The following is a 26009-nucleotide window of genomic DNA, read 5'->3' as shown; positions in this document are numbered from 1 at the left end:
ATTTGCCGATCTCTGCACTGTCGATATTCTCCCCGCAGACTTGGCGATTAATCCTCTGGTTGCCGTTCAAGCCAAAGATCCCGATCGAGCAGACTTGGTGCGTCAACTTACAGCTGCCTATCCTTTACAGGCTATTTATAAAGTAAACCTTAAACGAGACAGGCAGGACAACAACAGATATTAGGATGCTGTATTAAGCATTGACTCTCATTGGTTTATGTCTCAAAAGCAATATTCCACAGATTTGACAGACGCAGAATGGAAGATTTTAGCACCCTTAATTCCTGCTGCTAAGACAGGTGGACATCCTCGGACAACAGATATGCGAGCAGTCTGTAACGCGATTTACTATCAGCTCAAAACTGGCTGTCAATGGGAATTACTGCCGCGTGATTTTCCCCCAAGTTCTACAGTCTACAGCTACTAACGAAAATGGCAACGTCTGGGTGTGTGGGAACAGATGAACCACACACTGAGAGACCAACTACGCCAACAAATCGGTCAATTAACTCAACCCACTGCTGTTGCTACTGATAGTCAATCGGTCAAGACAACGGAAAAAAGGGGGAGGTCTACGGCTTTGATGGCGGTAAGCGGGTGAAAGGGCGCAAACGGCATATTCTTGTCGATAGTTTGGGGTTGCTATTAAAAGTAGTGGTGACTGAAGCCAACGCGAGTGAGAGAGTCGTTGCTGCCTATGCCTTGATGTTGCGATTAGAAGAACGTGCTGACGTGCTGGCAAAAGTGAAAGTGCTGTGGGCAGAAGCTGGGGATCGAGGAGACCATTTTGACGCGCGCAGTGTGGCTATTGATTCAAGCTCAGGTTGAGGTCATCCAACGCCAAGGTTCGGGATTTGAGGTCTTGCCCAAGCGTTGGGTAGTGGAACGAACTTTCGGTTGGTTGAACTGGTATCGTCGCCTCAGTAAAGACTACGAGCGATTGCCTGAAATGAGTGAGGCGGCGATTTATGCTGTGATGACTCGACTCATGCTGCGTCGATTAACTGCCTAAAGATTTACTTTATAAATCCCCTCTTATCAGCTAGGAATAAAGTTCATTGCCACACCATTCATGCAATATCGCTTGCCAGTCGGTTTGGGACCATCATTGAAGACATGACCCAAATGTCCGCCACAGCGACGACAATGGACTTCAACTCTGGTCATAAACAGTGACTTATCTACAGATGTCGCGATCGCACCTTCAATCGGAGTGAAAAAACTAGGCCAGCCAGTACCACTGTCGAATTTAGTTTCCGATGTAAATAGCGGTAGGTCGCAACCAGCACAAACATACGTACCTTTGCCATATTGCTTATCTAAGGGACTAGTCCTAGCCCGTTCGGTTCCGTGTTGACGCAGGACGCGAAACTGTTCTGGTGTTAATGTTGTGCGCCAGTCTGCCTCAGTTTTTTCGATCTCAAATTCATTATTTGCCGTTGCCATATCGTTCGATCTCCAAGGTAGATAACGCGATAACAATGCCGTGCCAACTACTGCTGCACCAGCGTGTAAAAAATATCGTTTTTTCATCATCTCTTATTTTGACTGATGAGTTGTAGAAGCGCGATCGCCCTGAATACACGCTAAGCCAAAACTCTGAGTTCCGGCTGAGATGAAAATTAAAGCTAGCTAAGAATCATTGACTTCTGACTTCCTCCAATCGTTTATCTCTAAAATTATTGTCAATCGTTCGCAATTACAACTCAAATCCTGAACCATTAAAGCTGGACTACGCATTCTTAATGTTCTCGATTTGTTAATTTGTCATCGTCAGAGATCGAGCTTATGAAAGGATTGTCAACCAAAAATCTCTCTTTAGCTTACAACAGTACGCCGATTATCCATGACTTGAATTTGGCAATCCCTAGCGGACAAATTACCGCTTTAGTTGGTGCAAATGGTTGTGGTAAGTCGACGTTATTAAGGGGGCTGGCAAGATTACTCAAACCTCGTGGCGGTGCAGTCTATCTCAATAGCACTTCGATTTTGCAGCTTCCTACTAAAGAAGTCACCCAGCAGTTAGGAATTTTACCCCAAGCTCCAGTCGCACCAGAAGGGCTAACAGTACGAGATTTAGTAGCACAAGGGCGTTATCCTTATCAAAACTGGTTGCAACAGTGGTCGCTACAGGATGAAAAAATCGTTCAACAGGCGCTGTTGACTACAGATTTGCTAGAGATTGCAGAGCGATCGCTCGATACTTTATCAGGCGGACAACGACAGCGAGCTTGGATTGCGATGGCTTTGGCGCAAGATACGGAGATTTTAATTTTGGACAAGCCGACAACTTTTCTCGATTTAGCCCACTAGATAGAAGTTTTAGATTTGTTGTATGAGTTAAACCATCAGGGACGGACAATCGTGATGGTGTTGCATGACTTAAATCAAGCGTGTCGTTATGTTGATTATTTAGTAGCTGTCAAAGATGGTCGAATTTTTGCCGCTGGATCGCCAAAGCTAGTGATGACTGAAGATACGATTCAAGAGGTTTTCGATTTAGAGTGTCGTGTTGTTGCCGATCCAGTTTTGGGAACGCCAATGTGCATACTGATAGGACATAAGGGCAAGGGAAATAAATCATAAATAAAGTACATCTGCTCAGTTATCAGGGAGCAGGGAGCGCACGAGCAGGGAGCAGTTAATTATCGACTTACGACTTACGACTTACGACTTACGTATTGCCAATGACTACCATTGCTATTATTGCTGGTACATATCAACCCGATCGCTGTGGTACTGCCCACTATACGGCTTACTTGAGACAAGCACTGGCAGAACAGGGAGTGAATTCGATCGTACTCACGACTCAGGCTGCGGCGACAGAGATCGACGAGCCTAGCGTTAAGGGAGTCGTGATAGATTGGGGATTGTCTCAACTATTATCTCTAGTCCGTGCTGTCAAATTTACTGCTGCCGATCTGCTGCACATTCAACACGCAGCTGGGACGTACCGCTTTCAACGCCCGATTTTTCTCCTGCCACTCCTGTTACGAGTTTTTGGCTACCGAAAACCAATTGTCACCACCGTACATGAGTATGGTTGGTGGGAATGGCAACCAAGAGGAATTCCACCTCAGTTTTTGGAATGGCTGAAAATGTGGGGACAACAGCGGGGATGGTGGGATCGAGAAGATGGTTTTTTACTCACGGGAAGCGATGCCATTATTACGACTAACGCCGAGGCAGAAAGTGTCATCCTCAAACGAATGCCAAATTATACCGATCGCTTGCACCGAATTGCGATCGCCGCAAATATTACAGTAGTTCCGATCGACCGCCAACAGGCACGACAGCAATTACGACAGCAATTTAGTTGGTTGCCAGATAGTTTTGTAGTCGTCTTTTTTGGCTTTCTGCATCCTGTTAAAGGAATCGAGTATTTATTATCGGCATTTAGGCAAGTTGTGATTCAACAGCCCCAGGCGCGATTGTTATTACTGGGAGGTGTAGAAAGTTTGGCTTTACAGGGAGAAGCAGCGAAATCTTATTGGGATCGGCTGCAACTATTAGTCAAGGAACTCCATCTGAACGATCGCGTTTCGATGACGGGTTATGTCAGTGGTGAAACAGCTTCTCACTACCTCTCTGGAGCCGATCTGGGCGTGTTACCCTTCAATCATGGCGTGACGCTCAAAAGCGGCTCCTTACTAGCTTTAATGGCGCATGGTTTGCCTGTGATTGCTACTCGTAGCACCCCACCAGATCCCGATTTATTAGCTGAAAATCTGCTGGAACTCATACCAACTCGCAATGTCGCAGCACTAACTGAGGCTTTGCTCAAACTTATTCCAGATCGATCGAGATGCGATCGCCTCAGTGCTACAGCCACTAAATTGAGCGATCGCTTTACCTGGTCTGCGATCGCCAAATCACACGACAATATTTATCAGCAATTACTAGCAACCAAGAAACAAAATTAACTGACAACCGATAATTAATAACAGCCAACGCCATTTGTCAACAGAATGGTTCCCCATCGAGTTTTCTGAAAAGTCTGAAATTCTGCTCGCCATCGTTTTTGTAACTCAGTCGGAAAAACTTGTTCTCCCTTGCCTTCTAAAAAAATCGTGCAGGCTTCAGTTGCCATAGCTTGAAAATCTTGTTGACTAAACTTATTTGCAACATCTGGATTGGGAAAATCAATTCCTGGAGCGCGAAAATAGATTTCAATTGGAGTTCTGACCAGCTTTTTTCCTGCCTCAACAGCAAAGATAGGTTCCATAGTTAGGAGTGGTTCGGGCGTTTTGGCAAGTGCTGCAACTGTCTGATAATAACTAGGATTACGATTATTTGTCCATTGCTCGTACAACGAGGGAAATGTATTTGAAAATTGATATGAAAAAAGTAGGATATAAATAATTAACGCCACAAAATTTGCAGCGATCGCACTTAGAGGAAGACGCTGGCAAAATTGGTAAATTCCTATTCCTAACCCAAATATACCAAAAGCAAATGCTGGTGCAGCACCAGACATGTAATGAGGAAAGAAGTTAGAAGAAAGAAAGGTGCTAGTTATGACTAAGCCAAGAAATGCTAAAGCGTAAAATCTTAATTTTCTTTGCCAGATAGCAGTATAGATCAGTCCGGCGCAACCAAGTAGATATAAATATATATCTTTTTTAGCTTGTAAAAGAACAAATAAGCGCTCGAATCTCCCAGTTGCTTCGCGGTTTATTTGTCCGAATACAATTTGGTCGAGACTGCGAGAAACGAACAAGAAATATATTGATAAAACGAATATTGCTAAAATGCCCAGTAAAAAATATTTTTTTAATTCTCGCGATCGCTGTACTCTTGTCTCTTCAGAGTAACTCATTGCCACAGCAAGAAAAGAAAAATTTAACAAGTTAGGTAAAAATAGTAATACTGACGAGCCAAATAAGAGAGCTTGCGCGATTGGTGTCCATTTCCACTGCTTTTGACAGACTCCTAAATAAAAGAATACAATTAGAAAATTGTTTGCCATTTGTCTAATTGCCAGAAAGCGAAAATCCTGAAACATCAGTTCGTGAAATGTCAGGTAAAATAAAATGGCAAGAATGGCGGCTGAAGAATTATCTCGTAACTTTCTACAAGTTAAATAAAAGGGAACGACAGCAAAGCAATTCAAAGCCAGAAATAACAACCGTACCCAGTACATATTTCCGGTTAATTTCAAGACGATGCCACTGTATAGAGGTAATAGCGGCAAATGCCAAAGCGGAAAATCTTTGTGAGGTACGAGTCCTTCCAACATCAATCTACCTGCTTCTGCATAAACTCCTTCGTCGGTAAATGGAAATGCCGCTAAATGTAAGTAACGGGCTTGTAGGTAGAAGAAAAAGCAGGCGATGAAGAATGATGGCAGAACGCGATCCCAGCCCCGATTAGACTTGCGGCGTAAATCTTCCTTATTTTTTCTAAATCTAAGATTTTGTGGCAAGCGTAGGCAGAAATTTAAGTTAGTAGTATTGGCATACAGTAGATTCTACTGCTAGGAGCGAGAATTTGCGATCGCATCTATCGTCGTGCCTTTTGATTGTTCGACTACGGCATAGGAGATCCCCCAACCCCCCTTAAAAAGGGGGGCTATTTGCTCCCCCAAAAGGGGGGGCTATTTGCTCCCCAAAAGGGGGGGCTATTTGTTACACCGTTGATGGAGAGGCTAGGGGGAATCGAAACTGATGCTGGGAAAAATTAATGATTCTTTGTATAAACTGAGCGATTGCTTATTACTATCCGCTTTCCTTACCTGCTAACTCCATTTTCACAGCGCGATCGCCATAGTTTTGCTATTTGTCTCGTAACGTAGCTCAATTTCAGCAAAATTTAATTTTTAATCAGAGGATACCTCGATCGCCCCGAGCAAGAGGGATTAGGGAGATATTTGCGATCGCCATTACAAGTTTTATAAGTATAAATACTCTAGCTTTGGGACTTAGCGATCGCGATCGTTTCCACAAACAAATTTATTTGTATTTTGTAACTATTTATATAAAACAAAAACACAAAATTGTTTTAATAGGATAATTTAAGCTTGAATAGAGTTTTCAGACAATATTAGGGGCTATATTACTTCTAATACTCCATAGATACTAATTTACTCTCTTTTTTATCTTAAGATGCCCTTTCATTTCCCTTGCCCTTGCCAGATAATGACAAGTAATCGAACCAAAAACGGCAATCAGCAAGCTAGTACAGCACGACAGAAATAAATTATCAATAAGGAAAAGTTCCAAATGCCCACAACATAGGGCTTTTGATTTTTAACTTTGACTTCGTGTACTTCTTGAGCCAGAGCCATAACAAAACAACGATAGGAGCCAACCCAACGTGAAACTTGCAGTCTACGGAAAAGGTGGCATTGGTAAATCTACAACTAGCTGTAACATTTCTGTCGCTCTTGCCAAGCGCGGTAAAAAGGTCTTACAAATCGGCTGCGACCCCAAGCACGATAGTACCTTTACCCTGACAGGATTTTTAATTCCCACCATTATCGACACGCTTCAGTCAAAAGACTATCACTACGAAGATGTCTGGGCTGAGGACGTGATCTACAAAGGATACGGCGGCGTAGATTGCGTCGAAGCAGGAGGACCACCAGCAGGCGCGGGTTGCGGTGGTTACGTTGTCGGCGAGACAGTCAAGCTGTTAAAAGAACTCAACGCCTTTGACGAATACGACGTAATTCTATTTGACGTATTGGGTGACGTGGTATGTGGTGGCTTTGCTGCCCCATTAAACTACGCTGACTACTGCATGATTGTCACCGATAACGGCTTTGATGCTTTATTTGCTGCCAACCGTATTGCTGCTTCCGTCAGGGAAAAAGCACGCACGCACCCCCTACGACTAGCAGGATTGATCGGCAATCGTACCGCTAAACGCGACCTGATCGATAAATATATCGAATCCGTACCCATGCCCGTATTAGAAGTATTGCCACTCATCGAAGATATTCGCGTCTCTCGCGTCAAAGGCAAGACTTTGTTTGAAATGGCTGAATCCGATCCTTCCCTGAATTACGTCTGCGATTACTATCTCAACGTTGCCGACCAAATTTTGGCGCGTCCCGAAGGTGTTGTCCCGAATGATGCACCAGATCGCGAATTATTTGCCCTATTGTCTGATTTTTACCTCAATCCTGCTAAACCACCTGTTCCAGCTCCAGAAGAAGAACTAGACTTGATGATGGTTTGATCGGTCTAGTATTTTTGGATGAGGTGTAAAGTAGATGGCATTTTTCACAGACTTAACGGCATCTTTAAAACAGAAGTGGGTGCAATTCTTTCATGCCAATCATGCTTGGATTGCTAAGCAAATGGAAATAGAATACGTCACCACGCCCGATGGTGGAAGGCGACCATCTTCTAACCTCATCCTGGGAGTTGTGAGCGCGCTGGAACCGCAATTAGCAGAATTGATGATTCCTTTTACTAAACTCAATCCCGATCTCAATGCTTTGATTGACGTTCTGGAGTTAAATTTTGACCCAGAAAAGATGCAAAGCGATCGCCCGCACAATCCGATGGGAAACCCCCATCCCCATAACCCAGATACACAAAACTCAGACGCACAAATGGATGCGCTCATGGGTATGATGGACGATCGCGCCGAAAGCGAGTTGGATGCATTATCTACGGGTGATGTCCCTCCTACAACAATGCAGGCAACCGGACAAACATCTGACGTAAAAAAAAATTTTAGTCAGTCTGACTTCGGCGATATCTGGGCGGACGAACAGTCTGCGAGTTCTAACCGTCCTAGAGAAGGTAAAACTGGCGACGACGAGATTTCACGTTTATTTCCTGAGTTTTGAGGGAGCAGGAAGCAGGGAGCAGGGGAGCAATTCAAAATTCACGCATTCAAAATTCAAAATTTCCTGACTCCCGTGTAAGGGCGGGTTTTGACCAAAGATTTACTGCTGAGGTTATAGAATTTATTTACTAAACCCGCCCTTACAACTTCCGACTCCCCATCCATCTTTAATAAATCAGAAGGGGAGAACACCAATTTATGACTTTGGCACAACCAGAAGCACTAAACTTTGAATGCGAGACTGGCAATTATCATACGTTTTGTCCGATTAGTTGCGTCGCATGGCTTTACCAGAAAATTGAAGATAGTTTCTTTTTAGTAATTGGGACGAAGACCTGCGGCTATTTCTTGCAAAATGCAATGGGGGTGATGATTTTTGCCGAACCCCGCTATGCGATGGCAGAACTAGAAGAAGGGGATATTTCTGCCCAGTTGAACGACTATGAGGAGTTAAAGCGATTGTGCGAGCAGATTAAGCGCGATCGCAACCCCAGCGTAATTGTTTGGATCGGTACTTGTACCACCGAAATCATCAAAATGGACTTGGAAGGCTTAGCACCCAAGTTAGAATCCGAGATCGGTATCCCCATTGTAGTAGCGCGGGCAAACGGCTTAGACTATGCCTTTACCCAAGGGGAAGATACAGTACTGGCAGCAATGGCAGCCCGTTGTCCGAATGAAGCACCTGTAGCCGAGACTGAGAAAAACGAACGCAACGCGATTCAAAAACTGCTCCACTTTGGTAAGAAAAAAGAAGAACTTGCCCAAGAAGAATCTGAGTATGTCAATCATCCGCCACTGGTACTATTCGGTTCTCTCCCCGATCCGGTTGTTACCCAACTTACCTTGGAATTAAAAAAACAGGGGATCAAAGTTTCTGGCTGGCTACCTGCCAAGCGTTACACCGAACTACCAGTTCTAGAAGAAGGATATTATGTCGTTGGTGTCAACCCCTTCTTGTCGCGGACGGCAACAACTTTAATGCGTCGTCGCAAGTGCAAACTCATCGGCGCACCCTTTCCAATTGGTCCCGATGGCACTCGCGCTTGGGTTGAAAAAATTTGCTCTGTATTTGGCATCACTCCCAAGGGATTAGACGAACGAGAAGCTCAAATTTGGGCAAATTTAGAAGATTACGTGCAATTGATTCGCGGTAAATCTGCCTTCTTCATGGGGGATAACTTACTCGAAATCTCTCTGGCAAGATTCCTGATCCGTTGTGGCATGACCGTACCCGAAATCGGGATTCCATATATGGATAAACGCTACCAAGCGGCTGAATTGGCAATGCTAGAGAAAACTTGCCAAGAAATGGGTGTACCATTACCTAGAATTGTTGAGAAGCCAGATAACTACAACCAAGTTCAGCGGATTTATGAGTTGAAGCCAGACTTAGTAATTACTGGCATGGCTCATGCTAACCCCCTCGAAGCACGGGGAATCAATACCAAGTGGTCTGTAGAGTTCACATTTGCGCAAATTCACGGCTTTACCAACGCCCGCGATATTCTCGAATTGGTGACTCGACCCCTACGCCGCAATAACAACCTCAAAGACTTGGGTTGGGACAAGTTAGTGAAAGAAGAAGCCAAAATCTAGCACAAAAGTCAAGAGTTAAAAGTCAAAAGTCAAAAGGCAAGCATTTGTAGGGGCGGGTTTTTAGCAGAGATCCGTTCTAGAACCAAGCATTCTGCCTTAAACTCGCCCCTACATCAGTCAAAAGTCAAAATGCCTAAATAAGGTCAGAGCTAGCATTTTAGCTGTCAAGTTAGGCAACTTACAAAAAGTAGAGATGTGTTATGCAACGTCTCTACTTTTTATTTTTTGCTCTCATACAGCATTCATCCACGTTCATTGGGACAACAACCATAAGTTGTCCCACATTGAAGCACTCTATTTTTTAATTGCTTATGGGCGATACAAGATTCGAACTTGTAACATCCTGCTTGTAAGGCAGGCGCTCTACCGTTGAGCTAATCGCCCGTGTAGCCGTTTTTCTCACGGATGTTTATCATAGCAAACATCTACGATTTAGATCCAGCTTTTCCAAAAATTATTTGTTCCCCTTGTCCCCCTTGTCTTTCTTTAGCCCCTAGCCCCTAATCTTATGCCCTCTGGTCAAACTCACGATCGCATCACTCTCTGGAGTTTACCTGTCGTTGCCGCGATCGCCTTCGGACAAACTCAGAGCGGCAACATTACATTAATCCTATCAGGGGCATATTTATTTAGTGGACTGATGTTTGGTCCCGACTTAGACCTCTACTCCCGACAGTACCAGCGTTGGGGTTGCGTGCGCTGGATTTGGATACCCTATCAAAAAACTGTCAAACACCGTTCCCTACTGTCTCACGGATTCGCGATCGGCACGATCCTACGCCTTGTCTACCTTGCCATCTGGTTAAGTATTTTAGGACTTTTCCTTTTGGGAATTGCTCAATTTGTGTGGAATATAGGGTGGAACTGGCAAACCCTGCGGGAAACGCTCGAGCGATCGCTAACTCACCATGCCACCGAATGGATCGCGCTCTGTCTCGGACTAGAATTAGGAGCGATGAGCCACGTTATCAGCGATTGGAGCCATTCTACATATAAACGCCAGCAGAAACAAAAAAACCGCAATCTCCCACCGCGACGTGGCAAAATAGTCAGAAAAAAGGAGACAGGAGACAGAAGAGAGCTGAGGGAGCAAAGGAAAAGTCGTAAATCGTAATTCACACGCCACTCACAAACCACCAATCACAAATGACGAATGACAAATGACAAACGACAAAATTGCCGCCCTACAAGATCTAATTGATGTAGTAGCCAAATTACGATCGCCTGATGGTGGTTGTCCTTGGGATTTAGTCCAAACACCAGAAACATTAATTCCCTACGTTACTGAAGAAGCTTATGAGGTCGTTGACGCAATTCGGAGTGGAGATCGAAATGCGATCGCCGAAGAATTAGGCGATTTACTATTACAAGTCGTCTTGCAAGCACAAATCGCTTCAGAATCAAATGATTTTAGTTTGGCAGAAGTTGCCCAAGGCATTACCCAAAAACTAATTCGCCGCCATCCTCACGTCTTTGGCAATGTCACTGTAGAAAACGTCGAACAAGTGCGGCAAAATTGGGAAGAAATCAAAGCTGCTGAAAAAGGTGAATCGCCAATTGCAGCAGAAAAACTGACCAATAAACTTTTACGATATGCTCGAACACTCCCACCCCTCACCGCCGGAATGAAGATTTCACGCAAAGCTGCGGCAGTAGGCTTTGAATGGGACAATGTAGAAGGAGTCTGGGAAAAATTTAACGAAGAATTGGCAGAATTTCAACAGGCGATCGCTTGTGAATCTCCCGCAAGGCAACAAGAAGAACTGGGAGATTTGCTATTTGTTATTATTAACCTGGCACGATGGTACGATCTCGATCCTGATGCTGCCTTACAAGGTACAAATCAGCGTTTTATTCAGCGCTTATCTCATGTAGAAACATTAGCAGGTCGTCCTCTAACAGATTACTCTTTAGAAGAATTAGAAACTCTCTGGCAGCGTGCCAAAGCTCAGTTAAATCGGTCAGATAATTTGCCGTAATGCTGCTATTTGAACCCTACAATCCCAAATCTACGGCAATTCTATGGGCGCAAGCAAATCCTGAAAATGCGACTGCATTCAATCCTTGCCCTGGAAATGTACTATCGCCGACGCAATACAACCCAGGTACAGCCGTGCGATTAAATGGCATTCCTAACAATCCCAATAACTTACGCTGGGGTATGGGTCCATACGTCCCGTCATCTCGTCCTAAAAAGCGGCGATGAGTGCGAGGCGTTCCTACCTCCATATAGTCTAAACCTGCATCTAAACCAGGAAAAATCTTTTCGAGGCGATCGATTACACGTCCGGCTGCATCTTCTTTTTTCTGTTCGTACTGAGTAGGCGATAACCCTTGCCAATCCTCTATCCAGCTAGGAGTAAAAGTGTGGACGATATGATATCCATCAGGTGCTAACTGGGGATCTAATAAAGTTGGAATCGAAACAAAAATCGTTCCTTCTGCTGCCTCCATCTTGCCCCAATCTTCTAATAAAACGTGGTGGCATTCCGTTCCTAGTGGTAACACATCTGCTTTAACTCCCAAGTGTAAATTGAGAAAACCAGGAGATTTTTGATATCTTTGCTGCCACTTCTGTTCCGAAAGAGGCATTTTCTCGGCTGGCAGTAATTTTTCAAATGTATCCCAACGAGTTGCATTAGAAACAACGCGCTTGGCACGATAGACTTCTCCTGATGCCAGTTGCACGCCTACCGCACGTCCGTTTTCAGTCAGAATATTTGTCACCCTCGCTTCATACTGAATTTTCCCGCCAGCCTTTTCTAACCCTTCCGCTAATTTCAACGCAATTTGACCCACACCTCCTTTGGGGTAATTAATCCCGCCATAGTGTCTGTCTGAAAACACCATCCCTGCATTAATCATCGGTGTCATGTCGGCAGGTACGACCGACCAGATATAACACTCCATGTCAATAAACTGCAACAGTTGCGGGTCTTTGATGTAGCGTCGTGCCACATCGCCGACATTTTGAGGCAAATACTTAGCCAACCCCAAACACGATAAAGGATGTTGGAAGAAAACTCGCGTCAAATATCGAGGTTCTTCTAACGACAGCAAGTCCATACTGTTGAGACAGTTGAAAACTTTCCAGCACTCGTTGTAAAATTTGCGGATGCCTTGGCGCTCGTGGGGAAAATAGGCTGTCAGTTCTTGCAAAAACTTCTCATAATCGCGGTGAACTTTTAAGTCTAAACCTTTGGGTAAATGGTATTGAACTTGAACGGGATCGGGAGTTGTCTCCAGGCTCACATCAACTGCGGCTAGGGCTTTAGTCAGTAAGTTAGTCGTGCCTTGCGTCCCGAAGCCAAAAATCATTGATGCCCCAACATCAAAACGGTAGCCCTCTCGCTCGAAGTATCCCGCACTACCACCAGGAATCAAGTAGCGCTCTAATACCAGGACTTTAGCGCCTTTAGCTGCTAGCTGAGTTGCTGTCACTAATCCCCCAATGCCTGAGCCGATGACGATCGCATCATATGAGGAGTGAGGGGTGAGGGGTGAGGAGTGAGGGTTAGAGGCAGGTAGAACAGCAGGCATGGGGTTAGCAGTTGAAAAGTCTTTACTGAATTTATAGTGTAGTGTACCTTTTCTTTCTCTCGCTCCTCGCTTTTTACCCCTAAAAAAAATGGGGATTAGCCGCACTTGCTGACCAATCCCGTCTGCCGATCCTTAAAGAGAGGAGAACACTTGAGAAACAATATAAACTTGATTGAGAATAAATGTCAATACTAATGAAAGACATTCTCAACTATTGCCAAGATGACCTACCTGATGTAAGGGAGAGAAATTTCGCGTTTCTACTACTGATAACTGACAACTGATAACTGATAACTGAAAAAGAGTATGATGATTCAACAATTGCATCACCTTGCTTTCTAGAGATTCATGACATTGCAACTGCGCGTTTACGTTCCTCCCCACCCATTAATTCAGCATTGGTTGGGTGTTGCTCGCGATGCTGATACTCCTTCTGTGCTATTTAAAAGCGCAATGACAGAACTAGGACGATGGTTGACCTACGAAGCAGTACGCGAATGGTTGCCAACAGAGGAATTAACCGTGCAAACGCCTCTAGCTACTTGTCCGGCAACAATGATTAATCCTACAGTGCCGATCGCGATCGTCCCAATTTTACGAGCGGGCTTAGCATTGCTAGAGTCAGCGCAAACTGTATTACCTTTAGCATCGATTTACCATCTCGGTTTGGTGCGTAATGAAGAGACGCTGGAAGCAAGTTGCTATCTGAATAAATTACCAGCTCAGTTTCCACCTGGGACGCGGGTGTTGATTACCGAACCGATGTTGGCAACGGGAGGTTCGATTATGATGACAATGAGCGAACTGACCAAACGGGGAGTCGATCCGGCGCTAACACGAATTATTTCCATTGTTGCCGCTCCCCCAGCTTTACAAAAATTAAGTGTGGTGTATCCCGGCTTGGTTGTATATACTGCAACTATTGATGAGGGAGTGAATAGCCAAGGATTTATCGTGCCAGGATTGGGAGACGCAGGCGATCGCACCTTCGGTACATAAGGTTCAGCACATAAGGTAAGATGCAGCTGGGATCGTATTCTTTGGGATGGTGAGATTGTGAGTCAGCGTGATGGATTTAGCACTGGATTTATCGCTGGGACGATTGTAGGAGGTGTGTTAGGAGGCGCGATCGGCGCACTGCTAGTTACCCAAAGATCGTCAGAACAAGCAGCCGATCCAGATCGACGCAATGCCAATCTAGCCGGATCTAACAACAGGCGATCGCGGCGACAATTTAAAGCTGCTTCAGAACAGAGTATCGAAATCGCTCGCCGCAGCTTAGAAGATAAAATTGCCCAGTTGAATGAGACAATTGACGAAGTACGCTTGACGTTAGGACAAGTCAATGGGGAGCGGGTAGGGGATTCCGAGCGTGTCCCGCACCGAGAAGAAGACATCGCGCCCTAGAATAGTATTATTCTATTTCGGGTTGCTAATGCTAATGGATGATGTCACCATCAACCAGTTCTCTCCTTTGCTAGTCGCAAAGATCGGTTAGATTGAAAAGAATTGTGACTATTGATATTTGACAGGAAAGTTACCCATCTATGAGTTCAACCCAGCTGCTTGTAAATACACTTGCAACCTTCATCCAAATTTATTCTGTTCTCATTATTATTCGGGTCTTGCTGACCTGGTTCCCCAGTATTGACTGGTACAATCAGCCTTTTGCAGCGTTGAGCCAGATTACAGACCCCTACTTAAACTTGTTTCGCTCAATTATCCCGCCTCTAGGTGGGATTGATATTTCTCCCATCTTGGCAATTCTTTTACTCAATTTGGCGGGTAGTTTGGTCGGTGGATTGAGTGGATCTCCGACAATGGGTTTTTAATTGTCATTGGTCATTGGTCGCGAATCGATTAGCGATCGCTCGCAGTTAACCCAGAGTATAAACATTTTTGTAAGGGTATGTTGGCGTAACATGCCCTTACAAGTTTAATCGGATACATTCCAGCAATTAGCTAACGCATCCTACACGATCGTTGTTACAAATAAATGACAAATGACGAATGACACCTTATTTACGAATTTGGGCAGCAAAACCTGCTGCTTTAAATTGTTTCAACTGTAAAGGTAAAGGCTGATTTGCCGGAACGGAGAGTCGCATTTCAAAATCGCTAACTCCTGGTGGAATTTCGGGAATTGAACCCAGACGAGTGCGGTTTTGAATCATCGGGTCGTTATTAGCGTCATAAACTCGTCCGAAAATATCAGCATCATAAACAGTTTTATTCGTGGAATTTTCAGCTTTACCAGTGACGATAAAGCACTTTGCTGCCCTAGTGTTACCACCACTTGTCACTGCTCCTGCTGCTAGCTCGGCGGGACACTCATGATAATCAAGATTAGTTAATTTAATTTGAGTCAGGGCATGAGCAGGGGGTATATATAACCAGGCGCTAAACCAGGCGATCGCTCCCACAAAGCAAGAGAAAACTAAAGCCAGAATCCGCCGCATATTTTTAACTGTAATCTTAATCGGGACTAGAACCTCAGCTTACCCTAATCAGCGACCAGTGACCAGTGAAGAATGGGGTGTGGGGTGTGGGGTGTGGGGTGTAAGGAAATTTTAAATTTTGAATTTTGAATTTTGAATTTTGAATTTTGAATTTTGAGTTGCTCCTTTGTCCCCCTTGTCCTCTACTCACTCCTCGCTCCTCACTCCTCGCCCCTCTGTAATAATTAAGAAAATAGAAATTAGCAGTAACGTGCTATTGGCTATGACTCCAGGTGAGATAGAAGCAGCCTTGCAAGCAGCGATCGCCCACTGCGATGCCATAAATTGCCCTTTGAATCCACAGCAGCAACAAATTCTGCGGCAAGTGGTGTTGGAATCACTATACAAAGAAGGGTTAGTAAATAGCAATCGTCAGGAGTGGCAGGAAATAAATCCTCTAGACGAATTGACTCTCGAACAACGACAAAGTTTTTTACAGTTCGTGAGGGAAAAGGAGCGACAGGAACGACCTTGGAAAGTTCAACTAATGAACGATTGGCTGCAAGAGCGAGATTCAGGCAGCGTCCAATTTATTCGCGATCGCTTTGGCTTATCTTGGCTCAATCGGATCGAACCATCTCATTTTGAAAAATATGTAGAAATTGATGACGAACCGCCAATGAAATTGAAAGTAGGCGATCGCATTGAGGTCTCTAATGCTTTGTGGGAGTGGGTTCAAGATGAAGGACCTTGCAGCCGTCAATGGTTTGTCTGTACCGTGCTTCAAGTTAACGAGGTTCGTAATGGCGAAGATATTATTAATAGTTGCATCATTCGTTTAATAAATACGGGTATGGAGTATGAAATCCAGGGAATTTATCAGTGGAATCGCTATTACTGGCGTTGGCTTCAGAGGTAATATTTTATTTCTCTGGTGTAGAGTTGCCATATGTGCGTTCCGCGATGCTAGTTAGCTCTCACTGATAGCTGAATTTTTTCCTGAAATCGATCGCCATTCTAAAATCGCTAAGATAGGATTTGTGAATTTGGGAAAAAGCGGTTGGCTGACGTTGTTATTGGTTTAGATTTGGGTACGGGAGGGGTGCGAGCGATCGCCGTCGATCTCCAAGGGCAACCGATCGCGCAGACGACGAGAAGCTATCCTCTATTAACACCACAACCTGGTTGGACTGAGCAAAACCCTGCTGATTGGGTTGTAGCTAGTCTAGAAGCCCTATCAGATCTGACGCAAAGGCTGAACGGACACCCAGCGATCGCCCTGGGTTTATCTGGACAAATGCATGGTATGGTTGGGCTCGATGCAGATGGTCAAGCGATTAGACCGGCAATTTTGTGGAACGACCAGCGTACGGGTAAAGCGGTTGATGCAATTGAAACTGCAATTGGGCGACAAGAGTTAATTCAACGCACGGGCAATCCAGCAATTACAGGTTTTCAACTGCCGAAGGTGGTGTGGTTGCAGACAGAAGAACCGCAAGCATACGATCGCCTACGACAGATTCTTTTACCAAAAGACTATCTGGGATACGTGCTGACAGGGGAGGCAGTGACAGAGCCTTCTGACGCATCCGGTACGGGATGTTTGAATCTAGCGCAGCGGCAATGGGATGCAGATATCCTGAATGCCTTGAAGATCGATCCAGGGCTATTTCCTGCCGTAGTTGAGTCTACCGCGATCGCCGGACGGTTGAAATCGGAAATAGCTAGTCGTACGGGATTACCTGCTGGATTACCTGTGGTTGCGGGTGGTGGCGACAATGCAGCGGCGGCGATTGGCTTGGGTATTTCGTCTAGTCATTTAAACCGAGGCAGTCTCAGTATCGGTACATCGGGCGTTATTTTTGTCCCGTGCGATCGCCCGATTCCCGATCCTGAAGGGCGAGTGCATTTATTTTGCCATGCTGACGGTGGCTATCACTTACTAGGAGTAACGCTAGCGGCTGGTGGGGCGCTGCGTTGGTACAAAGATACATTTGCCTCAAAGCTTGCCTTTACCGATTTGATGGAGATGGCAGAGCGATCGCTACCTGGTGCGCGTGGGGTGCTATTTCTACCCCATTTAGCTGGAGAACGCAGCCCCCACCTCGATCCTGATACTCGCGGGGCTTGGGTTAACCTGTCGTTGGCTCATACACAGGCAGATCTGGTTCGTGCCGTCTTAGAGGGGGTTGCATTTAGCTTGCGAACGGCAATGGAGATTGTCAGTGAGATTACGCCCGTTCATCAACTCTTAGCAACGGGTGGAGGCGCGAGATCTAACACTTGGTTGCGGATTTTAGCAGACATTTTACAAGCAGAACTGATAGCTCCTTCTTCTGAAGAAGGAGCCGCTTATGGAGCTGCTATTCTAGCAATGGTAGGAGTTGGCGCACATCCAGATTTAGAGACGGCGTTTGAGATCCTGCCCGAAAATAATAAAGTCGTACAGCCAGAAGCAAACCCTGCATACGAAGCAGCATTCGAGCGATACAGCTTACTATACGAAGCCCTCAAAGCCGTCCGCTGACAGAACAGCTTTCGTTTACCGTTGAGTTCAATCTGGAAAAGCTACACCAGTCATGGGGTCGCGGATATACAGCCCTAGTGTGAGCGATCGCATCACTTCATCCCAAACGGGTGTTAGCTGTTCTGCTTGGTCTGCCCAATAATCGAATGTAATCAAGCATTGAACGTTTGAACCCAGACCGATGCAAATCCGCGAAAAAGCTTCGCGTGGTTCTTCCTGGGTGTCGATAAACTTAATCTCCGTCCACACAATTCTGGCAGTTTGGCGCTTGAGGGTAACAATTTCTCCTTTGGCAATAACGTCACGGCTATCGTCTTCTACGATCTTCTTCAAGGTAGATTTTAGTGGAAACAGGCTCCAATCACGCGGTGGCAGGCGATTGAAAGACATTTCCAGACAGCAATCATCGTTGGGCGGTTTGCGATCGCAGAACTTGAACGAACTTTCTTGTGGCTCAAAAATCCAATTCTGGGGAACGTTAAAGCGAACAGCCCCCCGATCTGCGACAAAAATTTTGTAACTCGATGGTGCTTCCCAACGATGGTCGGGCTTTAGTTCAAGCGTTTCTTTGATCCACTGGAGATTGGTTTTCTTACGCTTTGCCATAGTGTTTACTGCAAATCTGCTGAAGAGATGCGATCGCTCTTTTTGCTAATGGTATCAACTAGTAAGGTGTGTTGTCGCGCCACGCACCCTACTACTTGTGGTGCGTTAATTAACGCACCCTACTGTCTAATTACCAAATCCAAAGTTTCCACAACCCGATTAATCAATTGCAACTGATGCTGTTGAGATAAATTTGTATGTGATATATCGTTAGGAAAACTCATCACTGGGGTGGCAATTTCTTCATTTCGAGTTTGAATTTTTGTTCCATATTTCACCTTAATTGTTGCGCCTTTTATCTCACATAGATAGTTAGATAAATCCATCCTCAAACAACATTAAGTATAAATGAGCCATCTTCATGCTGAAGCGATCGACAAATTTTGAAATATCCTTTCAATCTGTTGTGATTTTACTGCAACTTCCCCATCTAGTTTTTGCAAACGCTGCACTTCTGCATCCCGATTTACCTCAAAGGTTTCTTTTTGCTTGACTAAATTATCTAGTTCAGATTTTCGCGATGTAATATCATCGTCGATCCGCTTAGTTACTTCTCGTTCGTAAGCATCAAAATATTCTTTCACGCCGTTATATACAGGAAGCCATTGTTCGCTAGCTACCTGTGGTAAATGTTTGACTAATTCTTTTTCAGCCATTTTGAATAATTCTTGACGCGCCAGATCTGCTTGTACAAAACCCCCGTCTAACCTAATTAATGCTAATCCTAATGGTTCCAAAAAGATTTTTGTTACCGCAGAAATAATATTACCAATGCCAATGACAGCAACACAGTTCAATAAGCTATTTTTCCAGTCAAACCCTGCGCCCGCCATCGTTCCCCCAGCTAAGTTACCCCTAGTAAGCGAAAACAATCCCATTGCCCATTTTGTCCAGGTAGGTGTCTTATCGCCTTCATCTGTACTATTAGGATTAGCTACGACCTTTTGTTCGGTAATTTTTTCGGTTATTTCGTCAGTGATTTGAGAATAAGATTCGCCATATCGAGCCGCGCTAACGGTAAGTTGAGCAAAGGCTATATTTAAGTTTTTTTCAGCACTCAACGTCCAATTATATAATTTATCGTTAATATACTGCCCAAATGTTTTTTTTAGTGCTTTATTGAAAGCATCATGCTTGTTTTTACTCAAAAAATCAAATAGTTCTAAATCTGGTTGATAGCGTAAAAAATCAGTTTCAAAAGTACTGCCTAGATTTAAGATATAGTTACGAAATGAATCGGCAATTCCTTTCGCTTGAATATCTCTCATACTACGAATTTCTTGTTGAAAGCAATCGCGAATGTCAGTTAACTTTTTAAATTCCGGTTCTACAGAATTAATTTTGCGTTTTAATCGATCGATATCTTGCGCTAATAAAGGAATACGACGCTCGATCGCTTCGTGAGTGCGAGTATAAGCTTGACGCGCTATAGTTCTTGCTTGTTGCAGTTGCGCGATCGCTCTTTCTTTGGTAAGAAATGTATTTAACGAACCTAAAAATTCGGGAAAACCAGTTTCTTCTAATGAAGCAGAAGGATCTTTGACTCTGCGTCTTAATGCTTGAATTGCCGAAATGGGAAATACTCGTTCGTCGTAAGTATCTAAGTTATCAAATAAATCAGGGCTATCAATAATTTCTATACCTTTTTCTAATAAGGGTAAAGGATATTCGACTAACGCATGGCTAACATTAGGAAATGCCTGTTGCTCATCTTGTTCTAACTCCTTTGCTTCTGAAGGCTCGATCGTATAAGCTTGTTTGAACTGCTGAAAATCTAATTGTTCGGGTTTTGTGTCGTCGTTAAAATAAACTGTAACTTTCTTCTCCCTGCCATAACGTAAAATTGTTAAGATAGCCGTACATGAATTAACATCGCTAGGCAATAAGTTCTCGCCAATCAAAGCGTTCAAAAAGGTACTTTTACCTCGCTTCGTATCTCCTAAAATTAAAAACCGAAATACTCCTTGGCGTAAATTATTTTCTACTGCTTTTATGTCTTCTAAATGGCTATTTAAACCAAGCCCGCCAGAAGAGATTTTTCCTTCTAGTTCTGCTAGTTCAATTGTTTCTGCCATCTGTTCCAGATAGTTGGCAACTTCTACCCTCACTTGAGCAACTCGTTCTAAATCTTTAAGAAAATTTTCGGTTTCTACTTTGTAATTCATGCCGTTTCGCCTATGTAAAGGAACGATCTTGCCCGTAAGAGTAAATTCTGTACAACCGTAACCTTGAGATTCCTACAATGCCCATAGCAAAACTAGGGAAATTTAGCTAGTTTTCTCGTGGTTGGTGACGATCGCGAAGATGATGAGATGGTAAAAATACTGGTTTATAGTAAGTTATGACGAGTCAACGTTTGTATCACTTGGGTTTTGGGCGAGACGACTTGGGTGCTGTACCCCCCACAGTAGCCCTGTTGTCAGGAGATCCCGAACGATCGCATTTCATCGCCAAAACCTATTTACAGGGCGATCGCTTGTTGTCGGCAAATCGCGGTTTAAATAGTTATATCGGCAATTTAGCCAACGGGCGATCGCTTTTAGCGGCGACAAGTGGCATGGGTGCGCCTTCCCTAAGTATTGTGGTGAATGAGTTGGTACAGTTAGGAATTCGGCAAATTATTCGCGTCGGAACTTGCGGTTCGATCCAAGACTACGTACCAGCAGGAAGTATTGTCATCAGTCAGGCGGCTTTGTGTCGTCAGGGTGCAGCCAACGATATTGCACCTGTAGAATATCCCGCCGCCGCCGATCCTTTCCTCACGGTGGCTTTAGTCCAGGCAGCACGGGAATTAGGAGTAGAGTATCATTTAGGAATTACAGCTTCGGTGGATACGTTCTATGAAGGACAGGAACGAGTTGATTCTGCCAATCCGCATTTAACGCGATCGCTACAAGGCATCACAGCAGAATATAGACGGTTGAATATACTTAACTATGAAATGGAATCCGGTACGCTGTTTAAAATGGCAGGAGTTTATAACTTTGCCGCAGCTTGCATTTGTACTGTTGTTGCCCAGCGCCTAAGTAGCGAGGAGATATTATTAAAACAGCAAGAAGATTCAGGAGGTAATGCGATCGCTGTGGCGATTCGAGTTATAGAAAATTTAGCATAATACCCTGAATTAACCGCAATAAAGATGGATAGAATTTAAGGCGCTAGCTATGGAAGAATTACTAGAGTTGAAAGATTTACTGCTCAAAGGCGATGTGCCAGCAGCAATGGCAATTGTTGAAGAATTAGAAGAAATGAGTCGCGACGATAAAATTAGTGCTATTGGCAGCTATGCTGTTATTCTCCTATTACATCTGATTAAGCAACAAGTTGAAAATCGCTCAACTGCCTCCTGGGAAGTATCAATTCGCAATTCTGTACGAGCCATCCAAAAGAAGAATAAGCGACGTAAGGCAGGAGGATATTATTTAACGTCAGAGGAACTATACATAGCTTTAGAAGAAGCTTATCCTGATGCAATTGACTATGCTTCTTTAGAAGTGGCAGAAGGAATTTACGAACCAGAAGCATTAGCAGAAATTGTCGATCGCAAAGTGATTCTCGATCGCGCTATGAGTTTGATATTACCGCAAGAGTGAATTGTCTTGGCTAAACAACGACTCGATACTTTATTAGTAGAATTAAATTTATGTGCCTCTCGCCAACAAGCACAACGGCTGATTCAGGCGGGGGAAGTGATGGTCAATCGGCAAGTTGTTGATAAAGTTGGTACAGAAATTGAGACCACCGCAGAAATTGAAATTAAAGCGCGATCGCCATATGTTTCTAGAGGTGGAGAAAAACTCGCCAAAGCTTTAGCTGAATTTACTATTTCTGTAACAAACAGAATTTGTTTAGATGGGGGAATTTCAACGGGAGGCTTTACCGATTGCTTGTTGCAAGCGGGTGCAAAACAAGTTTACGGTGTCGATGTCGGTTACGGACAAGTCGAGTGGCGCTTGCGTAACGATCCGCGTGTCGTATTGCGGGAACGGACGAATTTACGCCATCTCACCCCAGAAGAATTATATGGCAATGCAGCACTAGCCGATTTAGCCGTAGTTGATGTATCATTTATTTCCTTAACTAAAGTTTTGCCTGCATTGTGGCAACTTCTAGGCGAGCCTCGCGAGACGATATTATTAGTAAAACCTCAATTTGAAGTTGGGCGATCGCGGGTTGGTAAAAAAGGAGTCGTGCGCGATCCTAACGACCAAGCAGAGGCAGTTTTTCAAGTTCTCCAAACATCGCGAGAACTAGGCTGGCAATATCGCGGCTTAACTTGGTCGCCAATTCAGGGTCCAGCGGGAAACATTGAGTATTTATTATGGCTGGGGATGGAAAGCCAGACACCAGAACCCGAACTTCAGGCAATTCAACAGCTTGCTAGCAAAGCGCGGCAGCAATTTTCGAGTTAAAGATGCAAGACTTCCGTTTCTACAACTAGAATTAATGGGGGTAAAACGATTACAGTTATAAATACATGCCATCTTTAGAAGAAATTCTCGCGATCGCTCGTTCTATTGGTTGGGGCGCATCCTATCTTCTCCGGTCTTATTATTATGGTGAAAATAAAGACAACCTAGACATTAAAGATAAGCAAGGTAGTCCTGTCACCTCAGCAGATTTAGCCGTGAATCGTTATATCCTCGATCGCCTGCAAACTAACTTGGGACAGGAAGAATTTGCCTATATTACCGAAGAAACCTATAAATCTTCTACGCCACAGCCAACCAAATCTTGGGTTTGGATAATCGACCCTTTAGATGGTACGCGAGATTTTATTGACAAAACAGGAGAATATACAATTCATATTGCCCTAGTTAAAGATGGTCGTCCAGTCCTTTCTGTAGTAGCTGCGCCCGAAGCAGAAAAGCTCTATTTTGCCACACTAGGAAACGGGACATTTGTTGAAACTCGCGATGGTAAAATCGCTCCGATAAAAGTTTCTCTACGAAACAATATGGAGGAATTTACCCTAGTCGTCAGTCGTTCGCATCGTGGCAAAAGATTGGAGCAACTTTTATCTCAATTACCCTGTAAAAATCAAAAAGTCATAGGTAGTATTGGTGGTAAAATAGCTGCGATCGTCGAACAACAAGCAGATGTTTATATTTCGCTGTCTGGTAAATCTGCTCCCAAAGATTGGGACTTAGCCGCACCAGAATTAATTTTAACTGAAGCAGGTGGCAAGCTGACTCACTTTGATGGAACTCCCTTAATTTACAACAACGTAGATGTCAGTCAATGGGGTGGTTTAATTGCCAGCAATGGTGAATGTCACGATCGATTGTGCGCTGAAGCTAAACGAATACTAGCAGATATAGACAATGAGGCTATTTAAACCCACTTGAGAATCGATCGCCTGCTTTCTCTGTTTTCTTGCACAAAAATCATCCTAGAGAAATTTCCTATCTTCGGTAATTCTCGTTACATTGAAGAATAGGATGCACTGAAGCCGTGCTAGGAGAAAACCGTATGGATGCAGATATTAAGCAGGAACCATCCCATTCAGCCCATAACGGCGAGAATCATAACACCCCAGAGATGGGTGGTGGATTACCTGTAATCCAGTATTGGGCAGAACATACGTTGTCTCCAGAGGGTCCGAAACTATGGCAAACTCTATTACATAAAAGCTCTTGCCTATCTTGTGCTTGGGGAACGGGTGGACAAAAAGGCGGGTTTCACAACGAACTAGACGAACCGCTACAACGCTGCATGAAGAGTGTAGAGGCTATTTCTGCCGAACTCCAGCCCCCAGTAGAAAAGCATTTTTTCGATCGCCATACGATTACCGAACTCCAGCATCTGTCGTCTTTAGAAGCAGATCGTCTTGGTCGTCTCAGCTTTCCTGTCATTTTACGTGAAGGTAAGTCTCATTACGAACGCATTTCTTGGGAAGAGATTTATCAAATTGCCGAAACAGCTTTTCGCCACCCTCCAGAACGAGTTGCGTCCTATAGTTCGGGGCGATCGTCCAATGAAGCGGCATTTTTGTTGCAATTAACGATCCGTGCATTAGGATCGAATCACTTAGCAGATTGTTCTGATTTGTGCCACGTTCCTTCTACCGTAGGTTTGAAGGAGATGTTTGGTTCCGGTACTTCAATGGTAAGTTTAGATAGTCTGAAGAAGGCAGACTGTGTAGTATTAATTGGCTCGAATGCGCCTGCAAACCACCCGCGTTTAATGAACGAATTAATTCAATTACGCGATCGCGGTGGTAAAGTTATTGTAGTTAATCCAGTTGTAGAAGTTGGATTAGTTAAATTCGCCTCACCTGCATATCCGCTTAAATCTCTCTTCACCGGATCGGATATTTCTTCACTCTACCTTCAGTTAATTCCTGGTAGCGATGTGGCTTTATTTGTGGGGATTCAAAAAGCATTAATCGAACAAAATTTCATTCAAATTGATTATCTGCGCGAGCGAACTGAAAATTGGGAAGCTGTCGTAGATTATGCTATTTCTACTGAATGGGAAACTATTGTAGCTACTTGCGGCATTTCCAAAGCAGAAATTGAAGCAGCAGCCCGCATTGTCGGGACTTCAAAAGGTGTGGTCTTTGCCTGGGCAATGGGGGCGACACAACACGAAAATGGGGTAGATAACGTCTATGCGATCGCCAATACAGCCTTAATCACAGGAAATGCAGGTAAAGAGGGTGCTGGCACGATGCCGATTCGCGGACACTCCAACGTACAAGGGTTTGGCTCGATGGGTGTCACGGCAAAATTGAAGCCAGAAATTCAACAAACTTTAGAAAAATTGTTAGGGCGATCGCTCAATCGCAATCCAGGCTATCGCGCCCGAAATCTTATTGATGCTGCGGATGCGGGTGAGGTAGATTCGTTAATTTGTGTTGGTGGTAATTTATATGCTGCTAACCCAGATTTAACCCAAGCTAAACGGGCATTAGGCAATATTGAAACCATTATCTATCTCGCAACAAAACCCAATTTAGGACACTTTCACGGCTTAGCTAAGAAAAATACAATCATCGTTCCAGTATTTAATAGATTTGAAAATCCACATAAAACAACGACTGAATCTGGTAATAATTTTGTCCGGCTCAATGATGAAGGTAAAACCCATATTAAAGACGGAGATTTAATTTCAGAAGTTGAATTTATCACGGAATTAGCCCATCGACTTCACGGGGAAGCTCCGATTCAATGGCGCAAACTACAAGATACAAAATACGTGCGTCAATTAATCGCTCAAACTATCCCTGGTTTCGAGCAAATGGCAACTATTGACGAAACTAAAGAAGAATTTACCATTGGCGGACGCATCTTTAAACAACCTAAATTTGCCACTCCATCGGGTAAAGCCAAGATGTTTGTTACGCTTTTACCCCAACTGCACGCACCTCAGCCGCAAGATTTTGGTATCTGTGAATCTACTCGCAGTCTTAGCTTAATTTTGATGACTGGACGCAGTTATTCACAACATAATACTGTAGTGTACAAAGAAGGCGATCGCTATCGGGGAATGCCGCA

General features: G+C 44.2%; 26 protein-coding genes, 1 tRNA gene and 2 pseudogenes. 20 read left to right on the top strand and 9 right to left on the bottom strand.

Annotated features, from left to right (window positions below; all coding sequences use genetic code 11):
- Positions 1 to 184: hypothetical protein (locus tag ACRC32_RS21070; RefSeq protein ID WP_438555802.1), on the top strand; the 184-nt coding region annotated here is incomplete at its 5' end.
- Between the two features lie 33 nt (positions 185 to 217).
- Positions 218 to 1012, top strand: a pseudogene (locus tag ACRC32_RS21065) (IS5 family transposase).
- A 26-nt stretch (positions 1013 to 1038) separates the two neighbouring features.
- On the opposite strand, the gene msrB reads toward ACRC32_RS21065, so the two are convergent.
- A complete protein-coding gene (msrB, locus tag ACRC32_RS21060; RefSeq protein ID WP_438555803.1) occupies positions 1039 to 1533 on the bottom strand; it encodes a peptide-methionine (R)-S-oxide reductase MsrB in 495 nt (164 codons plus the stop codon).
- 255 nt (positions 1534 to 1788) lie between these two features.
- On the opposite strand from msrB, the pseudogene ACRC32_RS21055 reads away from it, so the two are divergent.
- Together ACRC32_RS21055 and ACRC32_RS21050 are read left to right on the top strand one after the other, a co-directional pair.
- Positions 1789 to 2586: pseudogene (locus tag ACRC32_RS21055) on the top strand (ABC transporter ATP-binding protein).
- A gap of 101 nt (positions 2587 to 2687) precedes the next feature.
- Positions 2688 to 3923 (top strand): glycosyltransferase family 4 protein, encoded by a 1236-nt coding sequence (locus tag ACRC32_RS21050; protein ID WP_438555801.1) that lies wholly within the window; start codon positions 2688 to 2690, stop codon positions 3921 to 3923.
- A 14-nt stretch (positions 3924 to 3937) separates the two neighbouring features.
- Here the strand turns inward: ACRC32_RS21050 and ACRC32_RS21045 are convergent, their stop codons facing one another.
- The gene (locus ACRC32_RS21045) at positions 3938 to 5425 is read right to left on the bottom strand and encodes a hypothetical protein (protein WP_438555800.1); all 1488 of its coding nucleotides are present in this window, start codon (positions 5423 to 5425) and stop codon (positions 3938 to 3940) included.
- Positions 5426 to 6315: 890 nt separating this feature from the next.
- Here ACRC32_RS21045 and bchL point away from each other — a divergent pair.
- From bchL to ACRC32_RS21025, 4 genes are all read left to right on the top strand, one after another.
- The gene (gene bchL / locus ACRC32_RS21040) at positions 6316 to 7182 is read left to right on the top strand and encodes a ferredoxin:protochlorophyllide reductase (ATP-dependent) iron-sulfur ATP-binding protein (RefSeq protein ID WP_438555799.1); all 867 of its coding nucleotides are present in this window, start codon (positions 6316 to 6318) and stop codon (positions 7180 to 7182) included.
- Positions 7183 to 7216: 34 nt separating this feature from the next.
- On the top strand, positions 7217 to 7801 hold the full coding sequence (locus ACRC32_RS21035) for a DUF5331 domain-containing protein (protein WP_438555798.1): 585 nt from the start codon (positions 7217 to 7219) through the stop codon (positions 7799 to 7801).
- Entirely contained in the window at positions 7798 to 7932 is a 135-nt protein-coding gene (locus ACRC32_RS21030) for a hypothetical protein (protein WP_438555797.1), read from the top strand. Before ACRC32_RS21035 ends, ACRC32_RS21030 begins: the two co-directional genes overlap by 4 nt.
- Before the next feature lie 66 nt (positions 7933 to 7998).
- Positions 7999 to 9399 carry a ferredoxin:protochlorophyllide reductase (ATP-dependent) subunit N gene (locus ACRC32_RS21025; RefSeq protein ID WP_317109014.1) on the top strand — a complete coding sequence of 467 codons (1401 nt, stop codon included), beginning with the start codon at positions 7999 to 8001 and terminating at the stop codon, positions 9397 to 9399.
- A 312-nt stretch (positions 9400 to 9711) separates the two neighbouring features.
- On the opposite strand, the gene ACRC32_RS21020 is transcribed toward ACRC32_RS21025, so the two are convergent.
- Positions 9712 to 9783: transfer RNA gene (locus tag ACRC32_RS21020), tRNA-Val, on the bottom strand.
- Positions 9784 to 9907: 124 nt separating this feature from the next.
- Here ACRC32_RS21020 and ACRC32_RS21015 point away from each other — a divergent pair.
- Complete coding sequence (locus ACRC32_RS21015; RefSeq protein WP_438555796.1) at positions 9908 to 10513, top strand: metal-binding protein; 606 nt, start codon at positions 9908 to 9910, stop codon at positions 10511 to 10513.
- A 46-nt stretch (positions 10514 to 10559) separates the two neighbouring features.
- Positions 10560 to 11378 carry a nucleoside triphosphate pyrophosphohydrolase gene (gene mazG, locus ACRC32_RS21010; protein WP_438555795.1) on the top strand — a complete coding sequence of 273 codons (819 nt, stop codon included), beginning with the start codon at positions 10560 to 10562 and terminating at the stop codon, positions 11376 to 11378.
- Positions 11379 to 11394: 16 nt separating this feature from the next.
- Here mazG and crtH read toward each other — a convergent pair whose 3' ends face one another.
- A complete protein-coding gene (gene crtH / locus ACRC32_RS21005) occupies positions 11395 to 12939 on the bottom strand; it encodes a carotenoid isomerase (protein ID WP_438555794.1) in 1545 nt (514 codons plus the stop codon).
- Positions 12940 to 13287: 348 nt separating this feature from the next.
- On the opposite strand from crtH, the gene upp reads away from it, so the two are divergent.
- The 3 genes from upp to ACRC32_RS20990 all read left to right on the top strand — a co-directional run bounded on the left by upp (position 13288) and on the right by ACRC32_RS20990 (position 14771).
- Positions 13288 to 13938, top strand: a complete 651-nt coding sequence (upp, locus tag ACRC32_RS21000) for a uracil phosphoribosyltransferase (protein WP_438555793.1) — start codon at positions 13288 to 13290, stop codon at positions 13936 to 13938.
- Between the two features lie 57 nt (positions 13939 to 13995).
- Positions 13996 to 14346, top strand: a complete 351-nt coding sequence (locus ACRC32_RS20995) for a hypothetical protein (protein WP_015156462.1) — start codon at positions 13996 to 13998, stop codon at positions 14344 to 14346.
- 140 nt (positions 14347 to 14486) lie between these two features.
- Entirely contained in the window at positions 14487 to 14771 is a 285-nt protein-coding gene (locus tag ACRC32_RS20990) for a YggT family protein (RefSeq protein ID WP_039713839.1), read from the top strand.
- A gap of 186 nt (positions 14772 to 14957) precedes the next feature.
- Here the strand turns inward: ACRC32_RS20990 and ACRC32_RS20985 are convergent, their stop codons facing one another.
- Both ACRC32_RS20985 and ACRC32_RS20980 read right to left on the bottom strand, forming a co-directional pair.
- Positions 14958 to 15398 carry a hypothetical protein gene (locus tag ACRC32_RS20985; RefSeq protein WP_236147197.1) on the bottom strand — a complete coding sequence of 147 codons (441 nt, stop codon included), beginning with the start codon at positions 15396 to 15398 and terminating at the stop codon, positions 14958 to 14960.
- A 34-nt stretch (positions 15399 to 15432) separates the two neighbouring features.
- Positions 15433 to 15588, bottom strand: a complete 156-nt coding sequence (locus ACRC32_RS20980; protein WP_438555792.1) for a hypothetical protein — start codon at positions 15586 to 15588, stop codon at positions 15433 to 15435.
- 72 nt (positions 15589 to 15660) lie between these two features.
- Between ACRC32_RS20980 and ACRC32_RS20975 the strand changes: the two genes are divergently transcribed.
- Positions 15661 to 16296 (top strand): hypothetical protein, encoded by a 636-nt coding sequence (locus ACRC32_RS20975; RefSeq protein ID WP_438555791.1) that lies wholly within the window; start codon positions 15661 to 15663, stop codon positions 16294 to 16296.
- Positions 16297 to 16437: 141 nt separating this feature from the next.
- The gene (gene xylB / locus ACRC32_RS20970) at positions 16438 to 17904 is read left to right on the top strand and encodes a xylulokinase (protein ID WP_438555790.1); all 1467 of its coding nucleotides are present in this window, start codon (positions 16438 to 16440) and stop codon (positions 17902 to 17904) included.
- A 27-nt stretch (positions 17905 to 17931) separates the two neighbouring features.
- On the opposite strand, the gene ACRC32_RS20965 is transcribed toward xylB, so the two are convergent.
- The 3 genes from ACRC32_RS20965 to ACRC32_RS20955 all read right to left on the bottom strand — a co-directional run bounded on the left by ACRC32_RS20965 (position 17932) and on the right by ACRC32_RS20955 (position 20675).
- A complete protein-coding gene (locus ACRC32_RS20965) occupies positions 17932 to 18510 on the bottom strand; it encodes a hypothetical protein (RefSeq protein WP_438555789.1) in 579 nt (192 codons plus the stop codon).
- 119 nt (positions 18511 to 18629) lie between these two features.
- On the bottom strand, positions 18630 to 18836 hold the full coding sequence (locus ACRC32_RS20960; RefSeq protein ID WP_438555788.1) for a hypothetical protein: 207 nt from the start codon (positions 18834 to 18836) through the stop codon (positions 18630 to 18632).
- A 33-nt stretch (positions 18837 to 18869) separates the two neighbouring features.
- A complete protein-coding gene (locus tag ACRC32_RS20955; RefSeq protein WP_438555787.1) occupies positions 18870 to 20675 on the bottom strand; it encodes a dynamin family protein in 1806 nt (601 codons plus the stop codon).
- A 176-nt stretch (positions 20676 to 20851) separates the two neighbouring features.
- On the opposite strand from ACRC32_RS20955, the gene ACRC32_RS20950 reads away from it, so the two are divergent.
- The 5 genes from ACRC32_RS20950 to ACRC32_RS20930 form a co-directional block, all read left to right on the top strand.
- Positions 20852 to 21625 carry a nucleoside phosphorylase gene (locus tag ACRC32_RS20950; RefSeq protein ID WP_438555786.1) on the top strand — a complete coding sequence of 258 codons (774 nt, stop codon included), beginning with the start codon at positions 20852 to 20854 and terminating at the stop codon, positions 21623 to 21625.
- Positions 21626 to 21674: 49 nt separating this feature from the next.
- Positions 21675 to 22103, top strand: a complete 429-nt coding sequence (locus ACRC32_RS20945; RefSeq protein ID WP_438555785.1) for a DUF29 family protein — start codon at positions 21675 to 21677, stop codon at positions 22101 to 22103.
- Positions 22104 to 22109: 6 nt separating this feature from the next.
- Complete coding sequence (locus tag ACRC32_RS20940; RefSeq protein ID WP_438555784.1) at positions 22110 to 22922, top strand: TlyA family RNA methyltransferase; 813 nt, start codon at positions 22110 to 22112, stop codon at positions 22920 to 22922.
- A gap of 65 nt (positions 22923 to 22987) precedes the next feature.
- On the top strand, positions 22988 to 23848 hold the full coding sequence (locus tag ACRC32_RS20935; protein ID WP_438555783.1) for a 3'(2'),5'-bisphosphate nucleotidase CysQ family protein: 861 nt from the start codon (positions 22988 to 22990) through the stop codon (positions 23846 to 23848).
- Between the two features lie 134 nt (positions 23849 to 23982).
- Positions 23983 to 26009 (top strand): FdhF/YdeP family oxidoreductase (locus ACRC32_RS20930; protein WP_438555782.1); only part of this gene is annotated, 2027 nt, incomplete at its 3' end.

The sequence above is a fragment of the Chroococcidiopsis sp. genome, assembly GCF_051657925.1.
Taxonomy (GTDB): domain Bacteria; phylum Cyanobacteriota; class Cyanobacteriia; order Cyanobacteriales; family Chroococcidiopsidaceae; genus Chroococcidiopsis.
This window is presented reverse-complemented; position numbering and strand designations above follow the sequence as displayed.